Source organism: Rhodanobacter glycinis, from assembly GCF_900114325.1.
In the GTDB taxonomy this organism is placed as follows: domain Bacteria; phylum Pseudomonadota; class Gammaproteobacteria; order Xanthomonadales; family Rhodanobacteraceae; genus Rhodanobacter_A; species Rhodanobacter_A glycinis.
In genome coordinates this window covers 98,458-111,172 of sequence record NZ_FOSR01000008.1, presented here as the reverse complement: position 1 = coordinate 111,172, position 12,715 = coordinate 98,458, and the positions used below count along the sequence as shown (strand labels likewise).

Sequence of the window (12,715 nt, the reverse complement as noted above, 5' to 3'; positions counted from 1 at the left end):
ACCTTGGGGAAAGACCAATTATCGCTGTCGCGCCACCACAAGCCAAGCGACCCGCCATACCAGCGCGGATGCTCAGGACTCTCGCGGCACCAGAATGCGGCGAAAGGTGAGGTTGATGCGCGGCGCCACGACGGCGCGCATCTTCGGCAAGTCATGCCGGTACAGGCGCTGCGTATCACCGGCCATGCGCAGCAGACTGCCGTGCGGCAATCGCAGTTCCAGGGTGTCACCCGCCTGCACCGATTCGCCACGGACGCGGCGACGGCGGAACCGGAAACGGCGCTCGGCACCCAGGCTCAACGAAGCGATCAACGGCTGCGGACCGAGCTCCGGCTCGTCATCGCTATGCCAGCCCATCGAATCGTTGCCGTCGCGATACAGGTTGGCCAGCACGCTGTCGAAATGGCCACCGCAGGCCTGCTCGATGCGTTCCCGCAACGCCGCCAGCGCCGCCGGCCACGCTCGCGGTTCGAAACGTGACCTTGAATACGTGTATGTCGCGCCCGGATCACCGATCCAGCAACTCAGGCGCGGCGAAGCCACCTCACGCCCGAACAGGCGCAGGCGATGCGATTCCCACGGAATATCCGCCAGCAGCCGATCCATCAGCGCATCGGCTTCATCAGCTGCCAGCCAATGCGGCAACAGCGCCACCTCCGCGCCGGGCAGATCGAGCGGCTGCCAGCCGTCACGACCGCCAGCCACATTGCCCATGCCAGCGAACAAGTCGGCGGACCCATGGTCGGTCATGGCGTCCGGCACGCCACCGTAACATCGGACCCTTCGCCGTCATGGATCATGACGAATGACCCACGATGCGGCGCACCGCCTCGATCACCCGCCCGGCATCGGCGTCCGACATCGCCGGTGACAGCGGCAGGCTCACCGTCTGCCGACCCAGCCGCATCGCATGCGGCCATTGTTCCGGCCGCCAGCCGAAGCGCTGCTGGTAATACGGGTGCTCGGGAATCGACAGGTAATGCACGCCGGTGCCGATGCGCGCGGCGTTCATCGCATCGAGGAAGGCATCGCGGCTGATGCCGCAGCGATCCGGATCAATCATCACCGTATAAAGATGGTGACCATGCCGCGTATCCGCCTCCGGCGCTGCGGGCAGGTCGATGGGCAGTCCGGCAAACGCCGTGTCATAACGCAGCCACAGCTCGCGCCGGCGTTGCCAGTTCGGCTCGACCCGCGCCAACTGGTGCAGACCGATCGCCGCCTGTAAGTCCATCATGTTGTATTTGAAGCCGCATTCGAGCACCTGATAATGCTTGTAGCCGGCATCGCCGAAACGATGCCAGGCGTCCTTGCTCATGCCATGCAGCGCCAGCATGCGCGCCCGCGCGATATCCGCCTCGCGGCGCCCCACGACCATGCCGCCCTCGCCGGTCACCACGTTCTTGGTGACATAGAAGCTGTAGCAGCCGAAATCACCGAAGGTGCCGGCTGGCTGGCCACGGAATTCGGTTTCCACCGCGTGTGCGCAGTCTTCGATCACCACCAGCCGGTGCTTCTTCGCGATCGCCATGATGCGATCCATCGCGCACGGCCGCCCGGCGAAATGCACCGGGAGAATCGCTCGCGTACGTGGCGTGATCGCGGCCTCGATGGCAGCGGGGTCGATGTTCTGCGTGTGCGGATCGACATCCGCCAGCACCGGCGTCAGCCCCGCATGCAGGATCGCGTTGACGGTGGCGCAGAAGGTCAGTGGCGTGGTGATGACTTCGCCGCCCGGCTCGATGCCGGCCGCCACCATGCTTACGTGCAGCGCAGCGGTGCAGGAGTTCACCGCGGCCACCTGGGACGGCTGCACGCGGCGCCATGCGGCGAAGTCGCGCTCGAACTGCGCCACCCGCGGCCCGGTGCCCAGCCAGCCCGAACGCATGCAGGCGATCACCTCGTCGATCTCGGCCTCGTCGATCTGCGGTGCGCCGAAGACCAGGAAGGGTGAGGAACTGGATTCGGCGGGCATGCACCAGGCTCTGTGGGTAAAGAGCGTACGTTCTAGTACGAAAGCGCAACGGCGTCCATGTAGGAGCACGCTCGCGGGCGATGCTCTTGTTGTGGGGCGCTCTGGAAAACAAGAGCATCGCCCGCGAGCGGGCTCCTACGAACCGCCGGCATGGGGCGGAGGGATGCGCGGAACCTGGAACAGGCGGCTTAGCCTTTCGCCGCCTCGTCCAGCAGATGCGTCGCCAACTGCTCGACCATCTGCTCCACGCGCAAGCCCGATGTGCGCAGGTGGATTTCCGGCGACTCGGGCACCTCGTACGGCGAGTCGATGCCGGTGAAGTTGCTGATCTCGCCGGCACGCGCCTTGCGATACAGCCCCTTCGGGTCACGTCGCTCGCACTCTTCCAGCGGCGTGTCGACAAACACCTCGACGAACTCGCCATCGTCGAACAATTCGCGGGCGAAGCGGCGCTCGCTGCGGAACGGCGAGATCACGCATACCAGCACGATCAGGCCCGCGTCGGCCATCAGATGCGCCACTTCGGCCACGCGGCGCACGTTTTCCACGCGTGCCTCGGCGGTGAAGCCGAGATCGCGATTGAGGCCGTGGCGCAGGTTGTCGCCGTCGAGCAGATAGGTGTGGTAACCCTGCGCGTGCAGGCGCCGCTCCAGCAGGTTGGCGACGGTGGACTTGCCCGCGCCGGACAAGCCGGTAAACCACAGGCAACGTGGTTGCTGGCCCTTGCTGAGACCGCGCGCATGCTTGTCGATGTCGGTGTGCTGCCAGTGCACGTTGGCGGCGCGATGCAATGCGAAGTCCAGCATGCCGCAGGCGACGGTGGCGTGGCTCTGGCGGTCGACCAGGATGAAGCCACCCAGCGCCGGATCGTCGACATACGCCTCGAAGGCCACGTCGTGATCGAGGTCGATATTGCAGTAGCCGACTTCGTTCAGTTCCAGCCGATGTGCCGCGAGCTGCGCCTGGGTGTTCACGTCCACCTTGTGCTTGATCGCGGTGACGCGCGCATTGACCGTGCGCGTGCCGATCTTCAGCCAGTAGCTGCGGTTGGGCAGCAATGCCTCGTCGCCCATCCACAACACGTGCGCGGCGAACTGGTCGGACTGCGGCGCAGGATGCGCAGCGTCGGCAATGACATCGCCACGGCTGGCGTCCAGCTCGCGGTCCAGGGTCAGCGTCACGGCCTGGCCATGGCCGGCTTCGGACAAATCGCCATCAGCCGTCACGATGCGCTCGATGCGCGCGCGCTGGCCGCCGGGCTGCACCACGATCTCGTCGCCCGCGGCCACGTGCCCGCCGCAGATCGTGCCGGCATAACCGCGGAACGACTGATCGGGACGATTGACCCACTGCACCGGCATGCGGAAGTTCGTCGCCACCGTGACGGCGGTTTCGGCCGACTCCAGCGCGTCCAGCAGGGTCGGACCCGCATGCCACGGCATCTGCGCGGAACGATGCCCGACGTTGTCGCCGAGCAGCGCCGATACGGGCAAACCGGTGACGGTGGTGATGCCCAGGTCGGACGCCAGCGCACGGTATTCGTCGAGGATGGCCTCGTAGGTTTCCCGGTCGTAACCGACCAGGTCCATCTTGTTCACCGCCAGCACCACCTGGCGAATGCCCAGCAGTGCGCAGATATAAGTATGCCGGCGGGTCTGCGTGAGCACGCCCTTGCGCGCATCGACCAGCACCACGGCCAGTCCGGCGGTGGAGGCGCCCGTGGCCATGTTGCGCGTGTACTGCTCGTGGCCGGGGCAATCGGCCACGATGAAATTGCGTCGCGCGGTGTGGAAGTAGCGATAGGCCACGTCGATGGTGATGCCCTGTTCGCGCTCGGCATCGAGACCGTCGGTAAGCAGGGAGAAATCGAGCACGCCGCTGTCGCCATGGCGGCGCCGGCTGTCGCGCTCCAGCGCTTCGCGCTGGTCGTCCGGCAGCATGCCGGCGTCGTACAACAGTCGCCCCAGCAAGGTGCTTTTGCCGTCGTCCACGCTGCCGCAGGTAATGAAGCGCAACAGGCTGCGCTCGGTAGCGACGAAGGTTTCGATCTGCGCGGCCATCAGAAGTAGCCCTCCTGCTTCTTGCGTTCCATCGACGCTGTGGGGTCCTGGTCGATCACCCGGCCCTGCCGCTCGGAGGTATGCGACTCGGCCATCTCGGTGATGACCTTGTCCAGCGTGTCGGCCCCGGATTCCACCGCGCCGGTGAGCGGATAGCAGCCCAGCGTGCGGAAACGCACCATGCGCGTCTCTATCCGTTCGCCTTCACGCAGGGTGAAGCGGTTGTCATCGACCATGATCAGCGCCCCGTCGCGCTGCACCACCGGGCGCGGCTTGGCGAAGTACAACGGCACCACGGGAATGTTTTCGCGGCGGATGTACAGCCACACGTCCATCTCCGTCCAGTTGGACAGCGGGAACGCGCGCACGCTTTCGCCCTGATGGATATGCGTATTGTAGAGGTTCCACAACTCCGGCCGCTGCTGCTTCGGGTCCCAGCGGTGCTGCGCATTGCGAAACGAGAACACGCGTTCCTTCGCGCGCGACTTCTCCTCGTCGCGCCGCGCGCCGCCGATGGCCGCGTCGAACCTGTACTGGTCCAGCGCCTGCTTCAACGACTGGGTCTTCATCACGTCGGTATGCACGGTGGCGCCATGGGTCAGCGGCGAGATGCCCTGGCGCACGCCGTCCTGGTTGATATGCACCAGTACCTGCACGTCGCCGGCAGCCGCCACCTGGTCGCGGAACGCAATCATCTCGCGAAACTTCCAGGTGGTATCCACGTGCAACAACGGCATCGGCGGCCTGGCCGGGTGGAACGCCTTGCGCAGCAAATGCAGCAGCACCGACGAATCCTTGCCGATGGAATACAGCATCACCGGCCGCTGGAAGCTGGCGGCCACCTCGCGAAAGATGTGGATGCTCTCGGCTTCAAGCTGGTCGAAGTGGGCGCCGTGGAAAGAGTTGCGTGTGCTCATGGATATAGAGGGATCCGGACGTGGTGCGCGGCCACGCTCATGCTGGACCGTTTGGCCATGCTACGCGAGGGCCGAGGTCTCCAGAAACAACCAAGGCCCATGGAACAATGACCGTCGGGCATATGCCGTCGACGCCCTCACAGGCCCTGCTCAGAGGCCTTGGTTCAGCGGATCGCCGGGTACGCCGGGTCCGCATCCAGCGTCGCCTCGCACACCGCGGCCAGCTCCAGCAGGCGCAAATCCGAACCGCGCGCACCCACCAGTTGCAGGCCGATCGGCAAGCCGTTGGGCAAGGTGCCCATCGGAATGCTCACCGCCGGGCAGCCGGACAGGCTGGCGAAACTGGTGAGGTCCGCCTGCGTGTCGGGCGCGGGACCATCCAGCGGGAATGCCCCCTGCGGCGTGGTCGGCATCACCAGCACGTCGACCTGGGCAAACAACCGGCGCATCTTCAGCGTGGCGGCATCCAGCACGCGATCGGCCGCCGCGTATTCCGCGGCGCTCTTGCGCGCGGCGTAATCGAGCATGCTGCGGAAGCGCCCGGAAACCGGATGTTCGGTGTCGGCCAGGTCCTCGGCGAAGGTGCCGAGCATTTCCGCTTCCATCAACAACAGGCCGGCGCGACGGGTGCGCGCGAACGGCCAGTCGTCGAAATCCACGGTACGGCGTTCGCCCAGCTCGCGCGGCAGTTTTGCCAGCGCCGCCTCGAACACCGCGATCACCTCGGGTTGCACGCCCACGGCGGCCAGATCAGGCAACAGGCCGCAGCGCAACTTGCCCGGCTCCCAGTCCGGCAACGCGAACGCCACGCGGCGGCGACGCGAGCGTGCATCGTCCGCGTCATAGCCGGCCAGCACCTGCAGTAACACGGTGAGATCGGCCACGCTGCGCGCCAACAAACCCACCGCGTCGAGCCGACGCGCCGCCGGCACCATGCCGCGCGCGGAAATCTCGCCATGGGTGGGCTTGAGTGCATACAGGCCGCAATAACTGGCGGGAATGCGGATCGAGCCAAGGCTGTCCGAACCCACCGCCGCCGCCACCAGGCCAGCGGCCACGGCCGCCGCCGCACCGCCCGACGAACCACCGGCGCTGTAGCCATGCTTCCACGGATTGTGGGTGGCGCCGTAGTGGGGGTTGTCGGTCGTCGCGCCCAGCGCGCCCTCATCCATGTTGGTCTTGCCGACCAGCAGGGCGCCGGAAGCACGCAGCCGCGCCACCACGTGGGCATCGTTCTCTGCCGGCTGCTCGCGCCCGGGCAAACCGGCGCGGGTGGTCCAGCCGGCGATGTCGAAATTGTCCTTCAGCGCGACCGGAATGCCGTCGAGCCGGCCGATGACGCCATCGCGACGGCGGTGTTCGGCGTTGCGCGCCTGCTCCTGCAACAGCCCCGAGCTGAGCCCCACGAAGGCGTTCAGCTGGGGATTGAGGCGATCGATCGCCGACTGGCAAGTGTCGGCCAGTACCCGCGGGCTCACCCGGTCGGTGGCCAGCCAGTGCAGCAACTGGCAGACGGTGGCACGGCGCAGGTCGAGGTCGGCGATCGGCGGCAATGAGTTCATGAAGGCTCCCTTGAGGTAGGTCGATTATCACCTTGCGACGTGAAGCGATTGCAAGCGGTGCCGCAGCACGCGTTGCCGCCCGGGTCCGGAATCCGGACAATGGGCCGTCTGAAATCCGTACTGCCACGCACGGAACGCCCGTGCCAGCCATTATCGAACTGGAGTCCGCCATGAGCGAACGCGAAACCATGGAATACGACGTCGTTGTCGTCGGCGCCGGTCCCGCCGGCCTGTCGTTCGCGATCCGCCTCAAGCAGTTGCAGCCCGAAACCAGTGTTTGCGTGATCGAGAAAGCCTCGACCATCGGCGCACAGATCCTCTCCGGCGCGGTGATCGAGCCGCAGCCACTGGACGCCCTGCTGCCCGGCTGGCGCGACAACCCGCCGCCGATTTGCGTGCCGGCCGGCGAGGATGAATTCTGGCTGCTCAACAAGACCGGCGGTCGCAAGATGATGGTGCCGCCGGGCATGCGCAACCACGGCAACTTCATCGTCTCGCTGGGCGCGATGTGCGCCTGGCTGGCACCGCAAGCCGAAGCGCTGGGGGTGGACGTATTCCCCGGCTTTGCCGCCGCCGACACCGTCTACAACGAGGACGGCTCGGTCGCCGGCGTGCGCATCGGCGACATGGGCGTGGCGAAGGACGGCACGCACAAGCCCGGCTACACCGAAGGCATCGACATCAAGGCCAAGGTCACCGTGTTGGCCGAAGGCGCCCGTGGCAGCCTCACCAAGCAGTTGATCAAGCGTTTCAAGCTCGATGCCGACTGCGATCCGCAGGGCTATTCGATCGGCATCAAGGAGCTGTGGCAGCTGCCGGCCGGGCGCGTCACCCCCGGCAAGATCGTGCACAGCTTCGGCTGGCCCGCCGACAGCCACACCTACGGCGGCAGTTTCCTGTATCACCTGGACAAGGACCGCGTCGCGCTGGGCTACGTCAGCGGACTCGACTATACCGACCCGGAATACCAGCCCTGGGAAGCCTTCCAGCAGTGGAAGAACCACCCGATGATGAAACCGCTGCTCGAAGGCGGCAGCATCCTCTCGGCTGGCGCCCGCGCCATTGTCACCGGCGGCTGGCAATCGCTGCCGAAATGCGAAATGCCCGGCGCACTGCTGATCGGCGACACCGCCGGCCTGCTCAACGTGCCCAAGGTGAAGGGCACGCACCAGGCCATCCGCTCGGGCATGCTCGCCGCCGAACACCTGGCCGCGAACAGCCTCAATGCAGCAGGTTTCGACGCCAGGCTGCGCAACTCGGACGCCATGGCCGAGCTGAAAAAGGTGCGCAACATCAAGCCCGCCTTCAAGAAAGGCCTGTGGTTCGGCATGCTCAACGCCGCCTGGGAAACCGTCACCGGCGGCCGCTCGCCGTGGACGCTGAAGAACAAGCCCGACTGGTCGTCGCTGCACAAGCTGGGCGAATACGAAGCGCCCAAGCGCGATTACGTGCAACGCGAACTGCCGCCGCGCGACCGCCTCGCCGGCGTCTACTTCGCCGCCACCGAACACGACGAAGACCAGCCGATCCACCTGCACGTGGCCGACACCGACATCTGCGCGACCCGGTGCGTCGAGGAATACGACAACCCCTGCACCCGCTTCTGCCCGGCCAACGTCTACGAGATGGTGGCAGACACCAGCGCTACACACGGCAAGCGCCTGCAGGTCAACGCCGCCAACTGCGTGCACTGCAAGACCTGCGATATCAAGGACCCGTACGAAATCATCACCTGGGTCACCCCGGAAGGCGGTTCGGGGCCGAATTACCAGAACCTGTAGAGCAATGGACGACCCCACCGCCTCGCGATGGCGAGATAATGCGCGCCTGACCGCAACGAGGATGCAGTTCTGATCAGCACGACACGATGGCAGCTCAAGCGTCTGCACTATCTGTTCAGGCGCTTGAGCGGCAGCATGGCCCAGCGCGGCCTGAAGGGTACGATCTCGCGTATCACGCAGGAATTTCGCCCGCGTCCAGCCCGTGATCCGGCATGGCAACTGGATGTCATTGACGTGCCGTTCAGTCCGTTTGAATTGCCCTCCAGCAGCACACCACAGGTCTCGGTGATCATCCCGGTGCATGGCAAGTTGCCGTACACGCTGGCTTGCCTGCGTTCGATAGCCCGGCATGGCGCACGGGCGCCGTTTGAAGTAATCGTGGTAGACGATGCTTCGCCTGACGATAGCGCCACCACGCTTGCTCAAATTTCCGGCCTGCGACTGCTGCGCAACGAACAAAACCTCGGCTTCATTGGCAGTTGCAACGCAGGTGCTGCGAGCGCACATGGCGATTACCTGCTGTTCCTCAACAACGACACACAGGTCACACCAGGCTGGCTTGATCGCCTGCTCGATGTCTTTGCCGAGAACCCGCAATGCGGCCTGACAGGCAGCCGCCTCGTCTATCCGGACGGCCGCCTGCAGGAAGCCGGGGGCATCGTGTTCTCCGATGCGTCCGGCTGGAACTACGGCCGCTTCGAACATCCCGCCGATCCGCGTTTTCTTTACCGGCGCGATGCCGATTACATCTCCGGCGCCTCGCTGATGGTTGACGCCGCCCTGTTCCGGCAACTCGGTGGCTTCGACAGTCGCTACGCACCGGCCTATTACGAAGATACGGATCTGGCATTTGCCGTCCGCGCCGCCGGTCGCCGCGTGATCTACCAGCCGGAAAGCCTGGTCATTCACTTTGAAGGTATCAGTTCGGGCACCGACCCACTGGCCGGCGTCAAGCGATATCAGACCATCAATCGCGGCAAGTTCGCGCAAAAGTGGAGCCAAGCGCTGGCCGATCAACCGGCGCCAGGCACACCGGCCGAGCTGGCCATCCATCATGGCGACCGTCCACACATTCTCATCGTGGATGCATTGATGCCCGAGCCGGCGCGTGACTCGGGCTCGCTGCGCATGTTCAATATCCTGCAGTTGTTGCAGGAGCTGGGATGGCGCATCAGTTTCATGGCCGACAACCGGCGAGCCAGCGCCAATGAAATCGCCCTGCTCGGGCGCGCCGGTGCACACACCCTGTGCAAACCGTGGACGCCCCCGCTGGCGGGGTGGTTGCGGCGCGAAGGTGCCTCGCTCGATGCAGTCATGTTGTGCCGTCATTATGTTGCGCAACCGCACTTCGACCTGGTGCGCCGGCTTGCGCCTACCGCCAAGCTGCTGTTCGATACGGTTGACCTGCATTTTCTGCGCGAGCAGCGCGCCGCCGAACACACGAACAACACGGCGCTGGCCAGACAGGCCACGCAGACAAGGCAACGTGAGCTGGCGTTGATCCGCGCCAGTGATGTCAGCTTCGTGGTCAGTCCGATCGAGCACGCCTTGTTGACCGCAGAGCTGCCCGACACCCAGATCGAACTTCTGTCCAACGTGCACGACGTGTACGGCTGCAGCAACGGATTCGCCGCGCGGCGCGACCTGGTCTTCGTTGGCGGTTTCGGACATCCACCCAATGTGGACGCCGTGCACTGGCTGGCGGAGGAGATCTATCCGCTGATCCACGCACAGCGACCGGATATCGCGTTGCACCTGATTGGCGATATCCCGGAAACTGCGCGCCCGGCGCTAAGTCACGAGGGCATTCATATCCACGGCCGTGTCGAACAACTCGATCCGTGGATGAATGGCTGCCGCGTGTCTCTCGCCCCATTGCGTTATGGGGCCGGCGTCAAAGGCAAGGTGAATATGGCCATGAGCCATGGCCTGCCAGTGGTGGGCACACCCTTGGCCGCTGAAGGCATGCAATTGCATGACGGAGAGAACATCCTCCTGGGTGATACCGCCGAAGCCTTCGCCAAAGCCGTGCTGAGACTGTATGACGACGAGCTGCTTTGGCTGCGCCTGTCGGAAGCTGGACTAGAAAACGTGCATCGGCATTTCTCATTCGATGCCGCGCGGGAAACGCTTCAGCGCGTTCTGCCGGGCAAGCCCGGCTTGCACCGCCCGGCATTCTGAACTTGTAACCCGCGGGCCGCATAGTCCATTTGCGCCGCATGAGTTTCAGATATCGAGTTAGAATGAGTGTTTGAATCCCACTTTCTGCGCTGGAAGGCGCTCGGCAACTTGAAGGAACCGCAGATGAAGATTCTGGTCGGCTACAAGCGCGTGGTGGATTACAACGTGCGCATCCAGGTCAAACCCGACGGCACCGGCGTGGTGACCGATGGCGTGAAGCTTTCCGCCAATCCGTTCGATGACATCGCGCTGGAAGAAGCGCTGCGCCTGCGCGAGAAAGGCGTGGCCGAGGAAGTGATCGTGGTTGGCATCGGTCCGGCCGATCTCACCGCGCACCTGCGCAACGGACTGGCGATGGGGGCGAATCGCGCCATCCACGTGGTTACCGCCGAAGCCATGCAGCCGTTGACCGCTGCGCGCACGTTCCAGAAGCTGATCGAAAAGGAACAACCCGGCCTGGTAATCCTGGGCAAGCAAGCCATCGACGACGACGCCAACCAGACCGGTCAGATGCTCGCCGCACTGTGGGATCGTCCGCAGGCTACCTTCGCCAGCAAGGTCGAGATCGCTGACGGCAAGGCCACCGTGACGCGCGAAGTGGACGCTGGTCTGGAGACCATTGAGGTCGAGCTTCCCGCCGTCATCACGTCCGACCTGCGTCTCAACGAGCCGCGCTTCATCAAGCTGCCGGACATCATGAAAGCCAAGTCCAAGCCGATCGACGTCATCGAGTTCGCCTCGCTCGGCATCGACTCCGGCGACCACCTGAAAACCACCCACTATGCCGCGCCACCCAAGCGCAGCAAGGGCGTGATGGTGAAGGACGCGGCCGAGCTGGTCGCGGCGCTGAAGCAAAAAGGCCTGCTGTAATCCCCACTCCTGTCGTCCTGTAGGAGCCCGCTCGCGGGCGATGCTCTTCCCCGCGGGGATTCAGAGCAAAGGCATCGCCCGCAAGCGCGGCTCCTACAGGACACGAAAGCTTCGGAGACACATATGAGCAAGATTCTCGTCATCGCCGAACATCTGGACGGCAAGCTGAACTCCTCCACCGCGCGCGCCGTCAGCGCCGCCGCCGCCGTCAAGCCCGAAGCCATCGATGTGCTGGTGCTGGCCGACAACGTAGATGCGATCGCGGCCGATGCGGCAAAGATCGACGGCGTGAGCAGGGTTCTCACCGTCGCCCGCGCGGAGAACGCTCATCCGTTGGCGGCCGTGCTGGCGCCGCAGATCGCCAAGGCCGCCGATGGCTACAGCCACGTATTCGTGCCCTCCACCACCTTCGGCAAGGACGTCGCCCCGCGCGCCGCCGCCCTGCTCGGCGTAGCCCAGCTCAGCGACGTGATGAGCGTGGAAGGCACGCACACGTTCAAGCGCCCCATCTACGCCGGCAACGCCATCGTCACCGTCGAGGCCGAGCCTTCGCACGTGGTGGTCGCCACCATCCGTACCGCCTCGTGGCCGGCCGCGGCCAGCGGCGCCAACAACGCGCCGATCGAAGCGCTGACGCTGGACGTGACCCTGCCTTCGCACACCCGCTTCGTCGAACTGAAGCAGGGTGCCAGCGATCGTCCCGACCTGCAGAGCGCCAGCAAGGTGGTTTCCGGCGGTCGTGGCGTCGGCTCGAAGGAAAACTTCGACATCATCTTCAAGTTCGCGGACAAGATCGGCGCCGCCGTCGGCGCCTCACGCGCCGCCGTGGATGCCGGCTACGTCCCCAGCGACCTGCAGGTCGGCCAGACCGGCAAGATCATCGCCCCGGAGCTGTACATGGCCATCGGCATCTCCGGCGCCATCCAGCACCTCACCGGCATCAAGGACGCCGGCACCATCGTGGCGATCAACAAGGACGGCGAGGCACCGATCTTCGAGGTGGCGGATTTCGGGCTGGTGGGGGATCTGTTCAAGATCCTGCCGGAGCTGGAAGCTGCCCTGGGCTGACTTCATGCCTTACCGATGACGGCAAACAAGCCGGGCTCAGATCACTGCGAGCTCGGCTTGTTTGCATTTGAGCGGAGACATATCGACTAGGGAAGGTCTGATTCGGCTCGTCATCCCGGCGTAGGCCGGGATCCAGTAGCGATCACGCCTGCTCAGGCTATGCAACTGCTGGATTCCGGCCTGCGCCGGAATGACGAGCAAGAAGCCGATTGATCAGACCTTCCTTGACGATGTGCCACACGGTAGCTGCGATCGATGAACCACTCCTTTGGGGCAGCCTCGCACCCCAAGACGGTACATA

General features: G+C 64.9%; 9 protein-coding genes. 4 read left to right on the top strand and 5 right to left on the bottom strand.

The annotated features are described in order from the left end of the window. Positions 1-72 precede the first annotated feature (72 nt). The 5 genes from BMY90_RS10300 to BMY90_RS10280 all read right to left on the bottom strand — a co-directional run bounded on the left by BMY90_RS10300 (position 73) and on the right by BMY90_RS10280 (position 6,514). A complete protein-coding gene (locus BMY90_RS10300) occupies positions 73-714 on the bottom strand; it encodes an alpha-ketoglutarate-dependent dioxygenase AlkB family protein (protein WP_092703852.1) in 642 nt (213 codons plus the stop codon). Positions 715-796: 82 nt separating this feature from the next. Further along, a complete protein-coding gene (locus BMY90_RS10295; protein WP_092703762.1) occupies positions 797-1,975 on the bottom strand; it encodes a DegT/DnrJ/EryC1/StrS family aminotransferase in 1,179 nt (392 codons plus the stop codon). Between the two features lie 188 nt (positions 1,976-2,163). Further along, entirely contained in the window at positions 2,164-4,035 is a 1,872-nt protein-coding gene (gene cysC, locus BMY90_RS10290; RefSeq protein WP_092703760.1) for an adenylyl-sulfate kinase, read from the bottom strand. Next, positions 4,035-4,952: a sulfate adenylyltransferase subunit CysD gene (cysD, locus tag BMY90_RS10285; RefSeq protein WP_092703759.1), complete on the bottom strand. Its 918-nt coding sequence runs from the start codon at positions 4,950-4,952 to the stop codon at positions 4,035-4,037. The genes cysC and cysD overlap by 1 nt, the downstream gene beginning before the upstream one ends. 164 nt (positions 4,953-5,116) lie before the next feature. Continuing rightward, positions 5,117-6,514: an amidase gene (locus tag BMY90_RS10280; protein ID WP_092703757.1), complete on the bottom strand. Its 1,398-nt coding sequence runs from the start codon at positions 6,512-6,514 to the stop codon at positions 5,117-5,119. A 170-nt stretch (positions 6,515-6,684) separates the two neighbouring features. On the opposite strand from BMY90_RS10280, the gene BMY90_RS10275 reads away from it, so the two are divergent. The 4 genes from BMY90_RS10275 to BMY90_RS10260 all read left to right on the top strand — a co-directional run bounded on the left by BMY90_RS10275 (position 6,685) and on the right by BMY90_RS10260 (position 12,414). Continuing rightward, positions 6,685-8,295 carry an electron transfer flavoprotein-ubiquinone oxidoreductase gene (locus tag BMY90_RS10275; protein WP_092703755.1) on the top strand — a complete coding sequence of 537 codons (1,611 nt, stop codon included), beginning with the start codon at positions 6,685-6,687 and terminating at the stop codon, positions 8,293-8,295. Positions 8,296-8,430: 135 nt separating this feature from the next. Continuing rightward, positions 8,431-10,476 (top strand): glycosyltransferase, encoded by a 2,046-nt coding sequence (locus BMY90_RS10270; RefSeq protein WP_092703850.1) that lies wholly within the window; start codon positions 8,431-8,433, stop codon positions 10,474-10,476. 123 nt (positions 10,477-10,599) lie between these two features. Next, the gene (locus BMY90_RS10265) at positions 10,600-11,346 is read left to right on the top strand and encodes an electron transfer flavoprotein subunit beta/FixA family protein (protein WP_092703848.1); all 747 of its coding nucleotides are present in this window, start codon (positions 10,600-10,602) and stop codon (positions 11,344-11,346) included. A 123-nt stretch (positions 11,347-11,469) separates the two neighbouring features. Next, positions 11,470-12,414, top strand: coding sequence for an electron transfer flavoprotein subunit alpha/FixB family protein (locus BMY90_RS10260; protein WP_092703753.1), 945 nt, complete (start codon positions 11,470-11,472; stop codon positions 12,412-12,414). Positions 12,415-12,715 lie beyond the last annotated feature (301 nt).